Origin of the sequence: Neorhizobium sp. NCHU2750 (genome assembly GCF_003597675.1) — a bacterium.
Lineage (GTDB): Bacteria > Pseudomonadota > Alphaproteobacteria > Rhizobiales > Rhizobiaceae > Neorhizobium.
In genome coordinates, this window is the sequence record NZ_CP030828.1 from 513,416 (window position 1) to 530,108 (window position 16,693).

Consider the following 16,693-nt stretch of genomic DNA (forward strand, 5'->3'; position numbering starts at 1 on the left):
AACCTTAGCCTTGTCGCGGTATGCATGCCTGCGTGCCGCGCATGGGCTTCATCCAAGATGGGTTTGCCATGGAGATCATCCTTTCACAGGCCGCCAACGGGCTGGTGCTCGGCTTCATCTATGTGCTGATCGCGGTCGGACTGTCGATCACGTTCGGCATGCTCGGCATCGTCAATTTTGCACATGGTGCGTTCTTTGCGATCGGCGCCTACTTCGCCTTTGAACTGCAGCGGCGGTTCGGCTGGGGCGCGGTCATTTTCGCGCCGCTGCTGACGGCGCTTGTCGGTATCGTTGTCGAAGTTCTGCTTATCAGACGCTTATATGGCAAAGATCCGCTGATCAGCCTGGTCGTGACTTTTGCGCTCGGCCTGCTGATCGAGGCCCTGATCCGTTTCGTGTGGGGTGCCGACGGAAAGCCGCTCGCACCACCCGAATTCCTCAACGGCTTCATCATCCTCGGCCCGATCTTCATGACCAAATACCGTATTGCGGTTCTGGGCATGACCATATTCGTGCTTTGCATGCTCTGGGCCTTCATCGCACTGACGCCTTATGGCCGCATCCTGCGTGCCGGCAGCCGCGATCCGGAAATGGTCGATATGCTCGGCATCAATTTGCCCCGGGTTCTCACCGGTGTCTTCGGCCTCGGCTGTGGGCTTGCCGGGATCGCCGGTGTCCTTGCCGGGCCGCTCTGGACAGTGTCCCCCTCGATGGCGGCGAATGCAGTCATGCCGGCTTTTGTCATCGTGGCGATCGGTGGCCTCGGCTCCTTCGTCGGCGCACTGATCGCCGGATTGGCGGTGGGCATCGTCACGTCACTTACCATCCAATTCTGGCCGGCTGCCTCCACCGCATCGATGTATGCGCTGATGTTGCTGGTGCTGCTTGTTCGCCCGAGAGGTCTCCTTGGTGCGCGATGGGAGCGTTTCGAATGAAGCTTTATAACCTCTTCAAATCGCCGGTCCTGATTGCACTGGCCGTATTGCTGCTGATCACCGGTTTTGTCTGGCTGGAGGGCGGCGCCATCAACCACGTGACGCAGATCGCCATCTACGTGCTCTACGCACTCGGGGTGAACATCCTCATCGGCTATCTCGGGCTGGTGCCTTTCGGTGCCTCCTTGTTTTTCGGCTGTGCCAGCTATGCCGTGGCGCTGACGCTCGGCAAATCGATGCCAAACGAGATCCTCGCGCTCGTCGCGTGCATCGTCTTCTCGGTTCTTCTGGCCGCCATCGTCGGCGCTGTCATCCTGCGGCGCAAGGGGCTGTATTTCTCCCTGATCACACTTGCCTGCTCGCAGGTCGCGTCCGAGATCGCCTTCAAGTGGACCGATCTGACCGGCGGCGAGAACGGCATCCAGAACGTGCCGCGCCCACTCTTCACAAGTGCCTGGGCATTCCACTGGTTCACGCTTGCGGTGGTGACGCTGACGCTGTTTGCCGTCTGGCGGCTGGTCCATTCGCCGTTCGGCCGCCTTATGCAGGCCATCCGCGACAATGAACAGCGCGCCGTGACGCTCGGGTTCAACGCATTCCGGGTTCGTTTCATCGGCTTCTGTCTCGCTGGTGCCGTTGTCGGCATTTCTGGCGGCCTTCTGGCCATGATGCTGCAGGGTGCCTATGCCGACAGCATGGGTTGGCAGCGCGCCGGCGACCCCGTGCTGATGGCCGCACTCGGCGGCGTCCATCACTTCCTTGGCCCACTCTGGGGGGCGATCACCTTCCTGGTCCTCGAAGAACAGCTTTCCGTCGTCACCGATAACTGGTGGCTCTATTTCGCGCCGCTGATCATCGTGTTTGCTATTCTTTCTCCGGAGGGCATGCAGGGCATCTATGACCGGATACTTGGCCGCAACCGCTGGACCCTGACGAGAAACGAAATCCCGCCTAAGCCGGCTACGATTGCGCCCTACGCGCCTGCGGGGAAGGGAGGCATGGTCGAAGGCGAGCCGGTCCTTTCCATCCGAGGGCTGAGCAAGCGCTTCGGATCGATTGTCACGCAGAACGACGTGACGGTCGATGTCTACCCGAACAGGCTGCATTCGATCATCGGTCCGAACGGTGCCGGCAAGACGACGTTCTTCAACATGCTGACCGGCCTGATGCGGCCGGACGAAGGCTCGATCGTCTTCAAGGGCAAGGACATTACCAGCCTTCCGGCAGACAAGCGTGCCCGGCTTGGCATAGCGCGGTCGTTCCAGATCCTCAGCGTGTTTCGCAATGTCACGGCATTCGAGAATGTACGCATAGCCGTGCAGGCCTCGCTGAACCGCAATCTGGGCTTTTGGCGGGACGCCTACGACGACGAGGAAATGAATGCCAAGACATGGTCGATCCTTGCAGCTGTCGGACTTGTAGAGCGCGCAGGCGTGCCCTGCAGCGAGCTGTCGCATGGTGAAAACCGTCTTCTGGAGATTGCCATCACGCTCGCCGGCGATGCATCCGTCATCCTGCTCGACGAACCATTGGCAGGCCTTGCCGAAAGCGACCGCAAGACCGTTTCCGAATTGATTGTCCGGTTGGCCAAGAGCCATGCCGTGCTCTTGATCGAGCATGATATCGACCGCGTCATTTCGCTGTCGGATCGGATCACCGTGCTGCACCTCGGCAAGCTCATTGCCGATGGCAATCCGCACGATGTCGTCGCCAATCCGCAGGTCGTGGAGGCCTATCTGGGCAAGGCGAAGACCGAGGCTACCGACGCTGGTGTCGTTCACGCCACGCCGAAAAAGGTCACTGCCCAGCCTGACCGTCCGGTCCTGCTGGAACTCAGCAACGTCCGCGCGGGTTATGGCGGCGGGGTGGTTCTCGACGGTGTCGACATGGTCATCCGCCAATCGGAAGTCGTCGCATTGCTTGGCCGCAACGGTGTCGGCAAGACCACAGCTCTGCGAACGATGATGGGCACGCTCACTCCGAGCGAGGGCAAGGTGTTGTTCCGTGGTGAAGACATCACCAAGATGAGGGCGGACCGGATCAACCATCGGGGCATCTCGATCGTGCCGGAGGGGCGCCGTCTTTTCCCGAACCTGACGGTCAACGAGAATCTTGTCCTGGCTGCGAGGAGCGGTGGAGCGACGATGGAAGAGGTCTATGATCTTTTCCCCAAGCTGCGGGTGCTGATCCGCAACAAGGCCGAAAATCTCTCCGGCGGTGAGCGCCAGATGGTCGCCATCGCCAGGGCTCTGATGGTGCCGAGCCAGCTCATCCTTCTGGACGAGCCCTATGAAGGCCTTGCTCCTGCGGTCGTGCAGGAGGTGCGCAGTGCCGTGACGCGGCTTTCCACCAAGGCGAGCCTGGTCATCGTCGAGCATCACGCCGATGAGGTTCTGGCGCTTGCCGAGCGAGCCTATGTGTTGGTCAACGGCAAGGTGGCCTTCGCCGGTGAATCGGCAAAACTTGCAAGCGATGATGCATTGCAGGACCGTCTGCTCGGCATTGCTGCGGTGGAGGCTTGAACCCGATGAAGGATCTCGCAACCCAAAGGCCGCCGGGCATCAATACATATTCCTACATCTGGAGCCTTCCGGCAGATCAGTGCCTCACGGCGCTGATGGAAAGGGGATACCGGGAATTCGAACTGATGATCCACCCGCCGCACCTTTCCTTCGATCGGGCAACGGCCGAATACCAGGCGCTGCGGCGGGTCATGCTCGGCGGGGAGGCGAAAGTTCATTCTCTGAACCTGCCGAGCCTCGATACCAACCTCGCCAGCGTGTTCACCGACATGCGGGCTTTCTCGCAGGGTATGTTCAGAAAGGCGCTGGAACTGTGCTCCAGCCTTGAGGTTCCTTATCTGGTCACGGTGCCCGGACGCGTAAGTCCGCTATTCCCACCTGATCGAGCCGTCACCCGCGACCTCATGCAGCGCAGTATCGAGGCTCTCCTGCCGGACGCGGAACGCCTTGGCGTCAAGCTGGCGATTGAGAACGTGCCCTTTGCATCGTTCCCGGAAGCGCAGAGCGTGGTGGAGTTCGTCACGGCGATGGCCAGTCCTCACCTCGCCATCGTCTATGACGTGGCCAATGCTCACTTCATCGGCGAGGACCCGGCAAGCGGGATCGAGGCGGTTCAGGACTATCTGGCGGTGGTGCATTTTTCCGACACGACAAGGTCTGCCTGGCGGCATGATCCGATCGGGGAGGGGGATCTCGATTTTTCAGCCGCATGCGCTGCGCTGGACCAGATTTCCTGGTCCGGGCCGGTGATGATGGAAATCATATCGAATGAACCTGGCCCCGCGATCGAGCGGAGCCACCGGGCGCTGACGCGGCATGGGTTTCCCGCTCCAAGCGGACAGCACTGAAAAATATTCTGGAGGATGAAAAATGAAAGAACAGCCTTTCGGCAAAGTGCTGGTGACGGGGGCGGGCGGACTGCTCGGCCGTTACGTCGTCGATAAGTTGCTCTCAGAGGGGATCGAAGTGCGTGCATTCGACCGCATCGAGGGAGCGGCCGATGTTGAGTGGATGGTAGGAGACATCACCGATCCGAAGGCGGTCGATGCGGCCGTCTCAGGCGTGGATGCCGTGCTGCATATCGCCGCGATCGCCAATATCTGGAATGGTACGGGTGAGCAGATCATGCACACCAACGTGATGGGAACCTGGCTGGTATTCGATGCTGCGCAGCGCCATCGTGTCGCCAGAGTCGTTTTCTGTTCATCGGATTCTGTTGCGGGCTACACCGTCCGCGAAGGCAAGATGCTTCATCCCCGTTATGCACCGCTCGACAACGAGCATCCTCGGCTGGCGACCGACCCCTATGCGCTCAGCAAGGTCATCGGAGAGGATATCGCACGGTCTTTTGCCTATGCGGGCATGCAGGCCATCGCGCTGCGGACGGTTTTCGTCGCCTATCCGGAGATGGAGAAGGAAATCCTTGCGCGCGCCCGGGATCCTGAAAATTATAAGGGACCAGCGGTCGGCGGACCGTCTTCAGCCGGCGGCGGCCCGCTTTACCACCACATCGATCCCCGCGACGTTGCGAGTGCTTTCTATCTGGCGCTGAACCTCAAGATGAAGAATGGCGACTACGACGCCTTCTATCTGGCATCCGAGGAAACGCTGTCGCCCGAACCGACGCTCGACAGGCTTCAACGTCTGCATGGCGGTGCCGTCGAGGTGCGCGACCGAGGGCACTACGAAAAGCAACCCTTCGCCCCGCTCTACGATCTGCAGCATGCCCGTGACGTCCTCGGCTTCCGCGCCGAGCACAGCAAGCGGCATCTCCTCGATCAGATCTGATCGACATTCATTCAAAAGCCAAGGAGTATATCATGACCACCATCGTTCCCCCGGTCGAAGCGACCAAGAACGCCACGGCGGACAAGCAGGCGGTGACCCGCAACCTGGCCGAACTCAAGTGGAACCAGTATCCCGGCCATTACGAACAGGCGCTATCCAAGGCAATCGTCACGCCGGCGCTGGTCGGCAGCCGTTTTTTCGATCATCGCATTTCCTCCTATGAACCAGGAGCCTGGGTGGAAAGCCATTCGCATGTGGTTCAGGAACAGATCTATCATGTGCTGAGTGGCGAGGGATTGCTCGTTGTCGATGGCGAACAGCGGCTGGTTAGCGCAAATGACGTGACCTACATCCCGCCGGGCGTGGTGCACGAATTCCATTGTACCGGCAATGACAACCTCGTCTTCCTGGTCATCACCAGCCCGCCGACCGACGAGGAGCCTGCTCCCCGGACGCGGTCGTGAGGTGGCAGACATGGCTCAGAAAGTCGTCGTAACCGGCGGGACCGGTTGGCTCGGCGGTGCCGTCGTGAAAGCACTGCTTGCCCGTGGGCACACCGTCGTTGCAGCCGATGTTGCCGTCAACCCGGCCTTCGCCGCTCTCGCCAATGCCGAGCCGGCACTGACGGCCGTTTCCGTCGATCTGGCGGATGCTGCGGGCATCTCGGCATTGCTCATGAGTGTCAAGCCGGATGCAATCGTTCACTGCGCGGCCATCGTCGGCGTTGCCAATTGTGCCGTCAACCCGGCCAAGGCATACCGCGTCAATGTCGAAGGCACCGTGAACCTGTTCGAGGCTGCATGCCTTGCCGGGATCAAGAGGGTGGTGAATGTCAGCACCGAGGAGACATATGGGGACTTCCAATCTGCCGTGATCGGCGAGGATCATCCGCAGAACCCGACCAGCATCTACGGTGCCACAAAGCTGGCGAGCGAGCAGATCGGCCGCGTCTATGCCCGGCAATACGGGATGGAATGCATCAATGTCAGGACCTGCTGGGTCTATGGGCCGGATCTGCCAAGGCCGCGCATGCCGAAGACCTATATCGATGCGGCGCTCAAGGGAGAGCCCTTGCACATTTCCACCGGCGGCGATCTGGCTGTCGATCAGGTCTATATCGACGATACTGTCCAGGGTGTCGTTCTGGCCCTGGAAAAGGAACATCATCGGTTCGACGCCTATAATGTCGCAACCGGCGAAGCGCCGACGGTGAGCGAGGTAGCTCAGATCGTCAATGCTGCCATTCCCGGCGCCGACATTCGTGTCGATCCCGGCCCCTATTATCCGAGTGAAGGCATCGTCAGTGCCAAAAAGGGTGCGCTCGACATTTCGCGGGCACGGGTAGAACTCGGCTATGCACCACAATTCAGCATCCTCAAGGGGATGGAGAAGATGATCGAACTCAGCCGTGCCGAGCTTTCAAATAGGAGTATTGATAAATGAAACCGCTTGTCGTTCTGTTCGGCGGGTCGCGGGGTATTGGCCGCGCCTGCGTGGAAACGCTTTCTAAGGATGGTTATGACGTTGCCTTTACCTCCACATCCGGTGTGCAGGAGGGAGAGGCAGGTCGCGCCTACGCCTGCGACATCCGCGATGCGGGCTCGGTCGCAGCCGTTCTGGACAAGGTAAAGCAGGATTTCGGCAGGCCGGTTCATGCGGTCGTTGCCAATGCCGGGATCAACGTGCCTCCGGCACCGCTTGCGTCGTTTCCGCCTGCAGATTTCGAAAGCCTCGTTTCGGTCAACTTGATCGGAGCCTTCAATGTGCTTTCGGCCGCTGCCCGTGTGGTCGAGGATGGCGGCGCCATTGTCGGCTTGACGACGTCTCTGGTGCGCAAGGCTGTACCTGGCGTCGGGCCGTATGCGGCAACGAAAGCAGCCGTCGAGTCACTCTTGCGGTCGATGACGATGGAGCTTGCTTCGCGCAAGATCCGCGTCAATGGGGTGGCTCCAGGCCCTGTCGATACGGACCTTTTCCGGGCAGGAAAGAGTGAGGAGGCTGTAGCGAAATCCGCAGCCATGGCTCCCCTCAATCGCGTCGGCCGACCGGAGGAGATTGCGGCAGTGGTTTCCTTCCTGATCTCGGAGAAATCGTCCTGGATCAATGGCCAGATCATACAGCCGAACGGCGGGCTGGTCTGAGGACGCCATATCGAAACGATACCATATTATGGGCCGGCCTCCAGGGCCGGCCTTTTCATGCGTGCTTTCTGACTTCGGCCACGGCGCTCAAACCACGAGCCCGGGATTGCGAGATCAGTTCCACGCCATGCCAGTTGCCGTTCGAAACATGTTCATGTGCGAGGCTCAACAACTCCCGGTGGGCCAGCATCAGCGCATCCGAGGCTCTTTGCGGTGGAAGCGCGAAGACGTAATTCGTCCTGGAGATTGCCGCGTCTGAAATTTTCAGACAGCGCCAGTTCTTCGCAAGCGCCGTGCCGTGGACATTGATCGCCGACATGGGCTTGATCGTTGCGCCGAGCCCCTGTGCCAGACAACCCATCAGCATGGGCAGCGAGTCGATTTCCGACACAGGCATCAGCGAGATATCGAGCCGTTCGAACTCGATGTCTATCCGCCGCCGCAGTCCGTGGCCTTTACTTGGCAGAAACAGCGGCAGTTCCTGTATCTCGGCGAGCGTGATCGTGTCCCTGTTACGCTGGAACAGCGAACTGCCGGCGGGCAGGATGACGAACAGTTCCTCATCCAGAAGCGGCGTACACTGCCAGTCGACCACCGCGTTGTTGGTGAAGAGGATGGCCATGTCGAGCTCACCATTGCTCGCCATATGCTGGAGATGGCCCGAAAGCCCTTCGACGATGTTGACCAGAATGCCGGGATAACGTTCCTGCATTCGCTCAAGGAACGGCATGCCTATTTGACAGGCGGTGGTCGGTGCTATCCCGAGACAGACGCGGCCGGTGATCTCTGCCGTGGGCTGTCGGGCCAGCGTCAATGCATGATCGAGCTGCCGGAGAACGAATTTCGCATGACGAAAAAGGGCAAAACCGTTGCTGGTCGGAGAAACGCCTTTTGCCGAGCGGATGAGCAGCGGGGCACCGATCTCGTCCTCCAGTCGGGCGATCTGCTGGCTGAGCGCCGGCTGGGCGATATACAGCTGTCGCGAAGCCTCGGCAAAGCTGCCGCACTCCACGATTGCAACGAAATATTTGAGTTGTCTTGTATCCACGTCTGTCTCCTCCCACCCGTGACCTCCCCGCCTCGAGCAGCTTCGACTCTTATGCATGATTGCGAGTTTTAACAATCATTTATGTGTGTTTCACCTCGGCATCTCATGGCAGTTGACGTCAGCGACGATGCCCGGCCGTGCCGTCTTGAGAGAAACCACAAAAAAGCATGGCCGCGCTTTCACGCGGCCATATCATAACGATGGGAGAGACGGATGACGCAGCGGCGCCCCGTTCAGGCATTCGCCTTCACTCACGCTTCGACGACCAGACCTTTCGCCTTCAGTACCGTTTCGAGGTTGGAGACTTCCACGACGGACTTTCCGGCCTTGTAAGCTGCTATGTAGCCAGCCTCAGCGTCATCGCGTGCCTTCGACAGCCGGGCAACGTTTGCGGCCTCGGCCTTCCTCACGACGACGAGCCCGTCTGCATCACCGACGACGATGTCGCCCGGGTAGATAATTTCATCGCCAAAGGTAATCGGCTCGTTGGTGGCGCCGAGCGTCTCTTTCACGGTGCCCTTGATGCAGACGCTCAGAGAAAAGACAGGGAAGCCGAGTTCACGCAATTGTACCGTATCGCGCACGCCGGTGTCGGTGACCAGGCCGCCGATGCCCTTCGCGAGGCAGGCATTAGCTAGCACGTCGCCAAATGAGCCGGCCTCTTCGTATTCACCCGCCGACACCACGATGATGTCTCCCGGCTGCGCGTAGTTGATTGCGACCTGCAGCATGATATTGTCGCGCGGTGCGCACTTGACCGTGAATGCCGGGCCACAGAGTGTCATTCGATGATCGACAGGCTTGATCCTTGACGAAAGAGCGCCTTTCCTCCCCTGCGCTTCATGGATAGTCGCTGGCGAAAATTGGGAAAGCGCGGCGACTTCGTCCTTGGTCGGACGGTCAATCTTCTGATTCAGTCGGATCATTTTTTCCTCCATAGGCACCGAGAACGCCGCGTTATCAGTCGCAGCATGTATGTCGTATTCTCAGCACCGGCATCTCACAAATATATGTTATTGATGCCAGACATAACCGCTCTGTATGCCGCCGTAGCGGCGGCCAAAGTTATTTGGTTGCCGGGCGCTTCGACCTCATCACTTGGCGGTGCAGATCCTAAGCGCCCTACGCGCTTTAACTCGCCGGACCGAACCAGGTCGAGATTTCTCGATGTCTTCATTGCGAAGGAGACTGCCCATGTTGGCCTTAACGTGAATATCGGCAGGCGCCAGTCAAAAAAAAAGACTAATGGACGGCGATCATAAAAAACTATTTCCGGAGGAGTCTATATAAAATAAAGATATGCCGGAGTGAGAGGTTTGGGAGAAGCTGTGATGATCCTCGACACGATGCGAATGCGCTACTTTACGAGGATTGCCCAGCTGGGATCGCTGACGCGGGCATCCGGCGAGCTTGGAGTTGCACAGCCCGCGCTGAGCCTTCACATGCGTACCCTCGAGGAGCAATTGGGAACGCAATTACTCAACCGTACGTCACGTGGAGTGACACTTACGGAGGCCGGAGAGACCTTGCTGTCTCACACAGAGCCGATCTTGCGGGCAATTGCGCAGGCCGAGCATGCAACACGCGAGCAGGCAGAGTTCCCGACGGGCGAAGTGGTGCTCGGTATTCTCGGGTCCCTCTCGCCGGCATTGGGAATTCCCATCCTCGAAGAATGCCGAAGGCGATTTCCACGCATTCAATTGATGGTCAGCGAGGGCGATAGTCAGACGCTGAAATCGGCACTGGAGAACCGATCGTTCGACTTGGCCGTCACCTTGGGCGACGTCGCCAAGCCGTCTGCCACGCCATTGTTCGAAGAGGCACTTTATGTGGTGGGGCCGCCGGGATATTTTGACAAGAGCCTCGAGACGATGTCACTTTCCGAAGCGCTGGCCCTTCCGCTGATCCTACCGTCTCAACGGCACGGAATCCGTATCATTCTGGAGCGCAGCGCGGCGATGTTGGGGCTCTCCTTGAATATTGCATGGGTGATCGAAGGCGTAGAGAGCAGCAAGGCTGCTATACGTAGTGGATTTGGGCTGTCCATTCTGGGGCGTGGCGCAATTCATGCGGACACGGTTGCCGGGCAGTTGTCATCGGTCAAAATAGCTGCCGCGGATGCATCTCGTTTCCTGGTACTCGATATGCCGACAAACCATCCCCCGACCCGAGCCGTGATGGAAGTTCGCAAGATCGTGGTGGAAACCGTGGTCGCTCTGGGTAGGAGAGGGCATTGGACCGCAATGGTGTAGCATGGTCTTGGCGGACCGGCACTGCCGGCGCGGTACCGACCAGGAACGCTCACGTTACGGAGGTTCTATCTGTTTGACGCTATGCACCGGCCCGAAAATCCATTCCGGTTTTCGGGCCGGTGCATAGGGTGAGGCTGATCTTCAGCCATTGGATACGCTGGCTGACAGCGTATTCAGGTTCGTAAGTTTTCGTGACTCGATGGGACCGTTCGCTACGAACCAGTAGATCACGGCAGAGACAACCGAAATTCCTGCACCGATAAACAAGGGAACGGTGAAGGAGCCGGACTCTGCCACGGCAAATCCGGTAATTGCAGGAGCCAGTGCCCCGCCAATGTAACCAAAGCAATTCTGGATTCCGCCGAAGGATGCGACGCTTGATTCCGGCACGGCGTTCGCTGCGACCAGCCAGGAGCATGTGCCTGAAAGCTGACTGAAGAACATCGCGCAACTGATCCAGGTTGTTGCCATCACGACATCACCGCTGCGAGCAGTCAGGACCGTGAAGCCCGCAAGACCGATCAAGCCGATAATGAAGACGATCCGTCCTGCGTCGAAAGCCGAATGATTGCGTCTTGTAATGGCATCCGCCAGCCAGCCCGCAAAAACGCTTCCGATTGTCGCGCATGTGAACGGGATGGCAACCGCCAGCCCGGTTTTTCCGACACTCAGGTGGTAGGTCATTTCAAGATAGGCAGGCAACCAGGTTGCATAGATGCCGGCCATGTAGGAGGCACCGAAAACGCCGATGAAAAGGCCCCAACTGGTTCTGAAGCGAAACAATCTTTTCCAAGCGGAGAAAGTCATCGGCTCTCCGGTCGGAGGAGCGGAGTCGCCGCGGACCAGTGCAGCGCGATCCGCCGCGCTCAGCTGCGCATCCTTGGGCTCCTTGTATGTCAGCAGCCATATCGCTGCGCTGACAAAGCCTATCAGCCCCATAAGGATGAACATCCAGCGCCAACCAAAAAGCACCATCAGGCCCGTCAGGACCGGTGCTGCGATAGCCTGGCCGAAATGGTTGGCGCCAGTGAATATACCCATCGCGCCCCCGCGCTGGTCGGCAGCGAACCAGCGTTTGATAACCTTGGTACCTGCCGGCATGCTTGGGCCTTCTCCGATCCCGAGCAAGAAACGGAACACCCAGAGTTGGTTCACGCCCGTCGCCAGCCCCGAAAGCGCCTGCGCAAGGGACCACAGGGCGACACCCATGCCCAGCAGCTTGCGGGGGCCGAGCCTGTCGATCAAAATGCCAAGTGGTAACTGCGAAAGTGCGTAGGTCATGGGGAAGACCGACAGCAAAAGGCCCATTTGCGGTAGCGTTATCCCCATATCCTGCCGCATCAAGGGATTGGCAATCGCGATTGTGGCGCGATCCATGTAGTTGATCATGCCGATAACGGCGAGCTGAGAAATTATCCCCCATTGCGCAGCGCGCAGCGGTTTGGAGACCTCCAACTTTTTCATAATCGCTCCTCCAAGCGCATTCATCGCGACGCCCCACGAGAGGCGTGCGATAGCCAGCATCACGCAAGCGAGCGATGTCGGCAAATACCGTTTGTCGACAGCTTCTATAAAAATAATGTATGAGGAAAGCGCCATCCATGCTTGCGCTGTAAGGCTTGATCCACCCTCATCAAGCCAAGCTTACCGGGCCTTGGTGCCGGCTTTTGTACGGTAGCCGTCCAGCGTGGCGACGTCAGGTGATGTTTCTAATCGGCCGTGTCGATTTGGTGGCCTCAGATGGAGGAGATGTTGTCCGACGGGCGGCATGGATATGCCGTGGCCGAAATCTCTCATTTGTCTGCTGCGCATTCCCATATATGGGCCAGTGGAAGCGTTCCCGGCCTGCTCTCATCGCGAGAGCATATCAAGCATCGCACCGATACGTTCGAACTCACGAAGATTGGCGGCATTCGTCTTGCGCAGTACCATGCGTATCTGGGTGCGTACGGTCTCCAGCGACACTTTACGTTCGCGGGCAACGGCTTCGGATGTCTGGCCTCCCAGCAGCGCCATGGCCACGGCACTTTCGGCCGCGCTGAGGCCAAACAGATCCTGCATCAGTGACGGATTGATCAGTGTGGGACGTGACAACTCATGCACCATGATGAGCACGGGGACGCCGGCTCCTGAAAGAACCGTACTGGCTGAAAACGCCGTGGGTTGCGGCAACACCAATACCGCAAGCTGGCGTAGCCGTGCGCTGGATGCCGCCTCAAATTCGAAGCGCACCGCACCACCATTTCCACTGTAGGCAGCTTCGGAAATCAAGCTACTTAATTGGGCTGACTTGCCGCGATTGTCGACGATCAGCCGTGTTTTCCCGCTGTTTATCTCGGGCGCGAGATAGAAAGGCAGATCTCGGCGTGACAGGCATCGTGAGGCAAACGAGTTTGCATAGAGGACGTAGCCATTGCTATCCACCACGATGGCGCACCCTGGAAGGGCTTCGAAGGCAGCGTGCGTAAGTGAGGCTGTTCGCTCTGCCTGTTGCAGGCGTCTCCGCAATTGTATGGCGCGCCTGATATGCGGGATCAGTCTCGATAAGTCAGAAACCTCCCGCTCGCCAAAGCCTCGCCCATCACGAAACAACCCGATGACAGTCTTTTCATCGTCGCCGATCACGCCGAGCAGCATGTGTTCCTGGCCGTTCGGGCGCGCGAAGTGCTGATAGAATTCGGACTGGCGATATTGCTCGCCGTCCAGAAGATCATCGACGAGCAGGGCATTGGTGCGTTGATCTTGAGCAGACGAGAGCTTGACGAGTGCCGAACGCACCGGGTCTATACTGCCGTAATAGTCTGTATAGCGAGATTCAGCTGACCCCGCGGTCTCGAAGACGTTCGACGTGCTGCCATCCAGCTGGCGGAATCGTAAGGAGCCACTGGTTGCACCGAGATGGTGAAACAGAGACCTGCTCACCGATCGCCAATCGCTGGTGCCGCCATCGTAGATATCGTCGATTATCTTGTCGATATCCGCCAACGTACCAAACCTCGCGCTTCCCGCACGGGCTCCACCATAAATTCAACTGGACTCATTCATATAAATAATCGGCGCATCATGCGCCCTAGGGTGGAAAAATTAAAGATGATTATAAAAGTGAGGTAAAGGCGTTTTGCTGCCCATCAATCGCTTGTGAACGTTACTGTTTTGCTGGAAGTCTCTGGATGCGGGAAATGGACCGATTTTGTGCCGTAGATATAGTAAACCACTGTTTAAACTTGGCGTTTAAACCTAGGCGGTTTGCGTATGTGGATAATGTCTTCGGCGGTCGACGTCCCGTCCGGTGTACAGGTGGATATGCAGTCTATAAGCGGCAGCATAGCGCGGGTCATGTCAATTGCGCTTGTGCAGCTAATTGTGGCCGAGCGCGATGAATATCGGGCTCGGCCTTTTGGGGCGCCGGTGATCGGTTGCCTGTTTTACCGTGCTACGGCGTAGCTTTGCATATGGCGCGGTGTTGCCCCTGCGTAAAGCAAACCTCCTCGGCGCTCGACGGCGCATACGCGGCCGAGCGACCAGCTATCCATGACGGAGACCTTGTGCCCGCGGGCCTTGAGGTCATCGATGACCACGCTACCGAAGCGGTCTTCGATCTGCAGGCGGCCAAGTTCGTATTCGCGCGGATAGAAGGAGCCTGGCCAATGGCGGCTATGGAACATCGGGGCGTCGATTGCCTGCTGCAGTCCCTGTCGGTGCAGAACGTGGCGAAGAAACACGGTCAATGGCCACTGGTCCTGCTGGTCCCCACCAGGGGTACCGATCGCCATGATGCCTGCTCCGTCACGGGTGACCAGCGTTGGTGTCAGCGTCGTGCGTGGTCGGGTGCCTGGACGCAGTGTCGAAGGCAGGCCTTCATCAAGCCAGAACATCTGCGCGCGGGTGGAAATCGGAAAACCCAGGCCGGGCACGACCGGTGAACTCTGTAGCCAGCCGCCGCTTGGCGTTGCCGATACCATGTTGCCGAACCGGTCGACGACGTCCAGATGCACGGTATCGCCTTCAATCTCCGGGACCGCCGCAAAGGTGACTTCGCCACCGCCCGGCCCCTGAGGGATCTCGCTGCCGCCGCGGGCGGCGATCTTCGCAAGCCGCTCGGCAGCACCTTCCAGGTGACTGGCGACCAGTTCCATGGAGGCGCGGTCGCCGATCAGTTTCGCCCGCTCGCGGGCGTAGTCGGAAGACAGGAGTATATCCATCGGGATGTCGCTGGCATCCGGGTCGCCGTAAAAGGCCTCGCGGTCGGCGAAGCAGAGCTTTGCGCTCTCTACCACGGTGTGGACATAGTCGGCCCCGAGCGTGTCGAGCCGGTCGAGGTCGAATTGCGAGAGGAGCTGCAGTTGCTGCAGGAAGACAGGCCCCTGGCCCCACGGCCCCGTCTTGTGGACGCGCATGCCGCGAAATTCGACCGACAGCGTCTTCTCCTTGGTGGCTTGCCAGCGCGCCATGTCATCGCCGCGCAGCAGCCCGCCATTGCAGCGACCGGAGGTGTCGAACAGTTCTGCCGTGCTGTAGAAACGGTCGATCGCCTCGGCGACGAAGCCGCGATAGAAGGTGTTGCGAGCGGCTTCTATCTGGGCGACACGATCGCTGCCGACAGCTTCGGCTTCGGCGATGATACGCTTGTAGGTTTCGGCGATTGCCGGATTGCGCATCGGTTGACCGGGCTTCGGCGCCTCACCGCCGGGCAGCCAGACGTCCGCGGATGTCGGCCATTCTCGCTTGAAGAAATCCGCCACGGGAATGATGGAGGCAACGGCGCGCGGCAGGATCGGATAGCCGTGCTCTGCGTATCCGATCGCATAGGACAGCACATCGGCGAGCGACATCGTACCATAGTCGCGTAGCATCAGCATCCAGGCGTCGAAGGCGCCGGGCACCACGGCCGGCAACAGGCCGGTGCCCGGCACCATGTCGAGGCCAAGTGCCCGAAACCTCTCGATCGTCGCCAGTTGCGGTGCGACGCCCTGGCCGCAGATGACCACCGGTTCGTCCTCGGCCACGCTTTTCAGGATGATCGGCACTTCGCCGCCAGGCCCATTCAGATGCGGCTCGACGATCTGCAGAGTGAAGCCGCAGGCAACAGCCGCATCGAAGGCGTTGCCACCACGTTCGAGTACGGCCATGCCGACGGCGGTGCCGAGCCAGTGGGTCGAGCTGACGGCGCCGAACGTGCCGCTGACTTCGGGTCTGGTGGTGAAGGAAACCATGAAATTATGCCTACCTCTGCACGAGCTGCTTTGCGCCGACGAGACGTTCTGCCGCGACCAGCACGAAAAGGATGACGAGAACCTGCAACGAAGAAGCCGCCGCCACGACGAGCTGGTTGCCCTGGAATTGCAGGTAGCTGAAGATCTCGATCGGCAGCGTCACGACGCCGGGGCCGGTCAGGAACAGAGCCGTATTGAGCTCGCCGAAGGAGACCACGAAGGCGAACAGCCAGCCGGACAGGACGCCCGGCCAGATGATCGGCAGGGTGATCAGCCGGAATGAACGAACAGGGCCGGCGCCAAGACTTTGGCCTGCCTCCTCAAGCGTCGTGTCGAAGCTTTGCAGCGACGTCAGGATGGAGCGGAAGGAATAGGGCAGGCAGACGACGATATGGGCAATGAACAGTCCGGGAAGGACGCCCATGTTGACCGTCTTGTAGAGGAGCAGCAGAGCCAGTCCGAGGATCAGCGCCGGAAAGACCAGCGGCGCCATGATCAGCACCTGTAGCAGCGTCGAAAAGGCGTTTCGATGGCGCGACACGTAGACTGCGCCGAGCAGGCCGATGATCGCTGAGCCGCAGGCCGCTGCGACGGCAAGGACGATCGATAGCACGAAGGCGTTGCGCATCTCCTCGATGCGGAAAAACTCGATGAACCAGCGGAACGAAAGGCCAGGTGGCGGGAAGCTCAAGGCTTCCGCGGAGCTGAAAGACGCGATGATCACGACCAGGATCGGCCCGATGACGAGTGCCAGCACGATGCCGACGATGAGACGCAGAATAAAGCCACCCATG

14 protein-coding genes are annotated in these 16,693 nt (G+C 59.4%); 8 read left to right on the top strand and 6 right to left on the bottom strand.

The genetic code is table 11. The features are described from left to right. Positions 1–68: 68 nt before the first annotated feature. The 7 genes from NCHU2750_RS23030 to NCHU2750_RS23060 are packed head-to-tail and all read left to right on the top strand — an operon-like array spanning position 69 to position 7,386. Positions 69–935 (top strand): branched-chain amino acid ABC transporter permease, encoded by an 867-nt coding sequence (locus NCHU2750_RS23030; RefSeq protein WP_119944348.1) that lies wholly within the window; start codon positions 69–71, stop codon positions 933–935. Beyond that, a complete protein-coding gene (locus NCHU2750_RS23035) occupies positions 932–3,457 on the top strand; it encodes a branched-chain amino acid ABC transporter ATP-binding protein/permease (protein WP_119944081.1) in 2,526 nt (841 codons plus the stop codon). The genes NCHU2750_RS23030 and NCHU2750_RS23035 overlap by 4 nt, the downstream gene beginning before the upstream one ends. A 5-nt stretch (positions 3,458–3,462) precedes the next feature. After that, complete coding sequence (locus tag NCHU2750_RS23040) at positions 3,463–4,305, top strand: sugar phosphate isomerase/epimerase family protein (RefSeq protein WP_119944082.1); 843 nt, start codon at positions 3,463–3,465, stop codon at positions 4,303–4,305. 22 nt (positions 4,306–4,327) lie between these two features. After that, positions 4,328–5,245, top strand: a complete 918-nt coding sequence (locus NCHU2750_RS23045) for an NAD-dependent epimerase/dehydratase family protein (RefSeq protein ID WP_119944083.1) — start codon at positions 4,328–4,330, stop codon at positions 5,243–5,245. Between the two features lie 32 nt (positions 5,246–5,277). Then, entirely contained in the window at positions 5,278–5,709 is a 432-nt protein-coding gene (locus NCHU2750_RS23050) for a cupin domain-containing protein (RefSeq protein WP_119944084.1), read from the top strand. 10 nt (positions 5,710–5,719) lie between these two features. Next, positions 5,720–6,688 (top strand): NAD-dependent epimerase/dehydratase family protein, encoded by a 969-nt coding sequence (locus NCHU2750_RS23055; RefSeq protein WP_119944085.1) that lies wholly within the window; start codon positions 5,720–5,722, stop codon positions 6,686–6,688. Beyond that, positions 6,685–7,386, top strand: a complete 702-nt coding sequence (locus tag NCHU2750_RS23060) for an SDR family NAD(P)-dependent oxidoreductase (RefSeq protein ID WP_119944086.1) — start codon at positions 6,685–6,687, stop codon at positions 7,384–7,386. The genes NCHU2750_RS23055 and NCHU2750_RS23060 overlap by 4 nt, the downstream gene beginning before the upstream one ends. Positions 7,387–7,441: 55 nt before the next feature. Here the strand turns inward: NCHU2750_RS23060 and NCHU2750_RS23065 are convergent, their stop codons facing one another. Together NCHU2750_RS23065 and NCHU2750_RS23070 are read right to left on the bottom strand one after the other, a co-directional pair. Next, positions 7,442–8,434, bottom strand: a complete 993-nt coding sequence (locus NCHU2750_RS23065) for a LysR substrate-binding domain-containing protein (RefSeq protein ID WP_119944087.1) — start codon at positions 8,432–8,434, stop codon at positions 7,442–7,444. 251 nt (positions 8,435–8,685) lie between these two features. Then, positions 8,686–9,360: a 4-carboxy-4-hydroxy-2-oxoadipate aldolase/oxaloacetate decarboxylase gene (locus NCHU2750_RS23070; RefSeq protein ID WP_119944088.1), complete on the bottom strand. Its 675-nt coding sequence runs from the start codon at positions 9,358–9,360 to the stop codon at positions 8,686–8,688. A 405-nt stretch (positions 9,361–9,765) separates the two neighbouring features. Here NCHU2750_RS23070 and NCHU2750_RS23075 point away from each other — a divergent pair, with 405 nt between their 5' ends. Further along, positions 9,766–10,686: a LysR family transcriptional regulator gene (locus NCHU2750_RS23075; protein ID WP_119944089.1), complete on the top strand. Its 921-nt coding sequence runs from the start codon at positions 9,766–9,768 to the stop codon at positions 10,684–10,686. Between the two features lie 141 nt (positions 10,687–10,827). Here NCHU2750_RS23075 and NCHU2750_RS23080 read toward each other — a convergent pair whose 3' ends face one another. The 4 genes from NCHU2750_RS23080 to NCHU2750_RS23100 form a co-directional block, all read right to left on the bottom strand. Next, on the bottom strand, positions 10,828–12,285 hold the full coding sequence (locus NCHU2750_RS23080) for an MFS transporter (RefSeq protein ID WP_119944090.1): 1,458 nt from the start codon (positions 12,283–12,285) through the stop codon (positions 10,828–10,830). 252 nt (positions 12,286–12,537) lie between these two features. Further along, entirely contained in the window at positions 12,538–13,671 is a 1,134-nt protein-coding gene (locus tag NCHU2750_RS23085) for a helix-turn-helix transcriptional regulator (protein WP_119944091.1), read from the bottom strand. A 440-nt stretch (positions 13,672–14,111) separates the two neighbouring features. Then, complete coding sequence (locus tag NCHU2750_RS23095) at positions 14,112–15,899, bottom strand: gamma-glutamyltransferase family protein (protein ID WP_119944093.1); 1,788 nt, start codon at positions 15,897–15,899, stop codon at positions 14,112–14,114. Positions 15,900–15,909: 10 nt separating this feature from the next. Continuing rightward, positions 15,910–16,692: an ABC transporter permease gene (locus NCHU2750_RS23100; protein ID WP_119944094.1), complete on the bottom strand. Its 783-nt coding sequence runs from the start codon at positions 16,690–16,692 to the stop codon at positions 15,910–15,912. Position 16,693 lies beyond the last annotated feature (1 nt).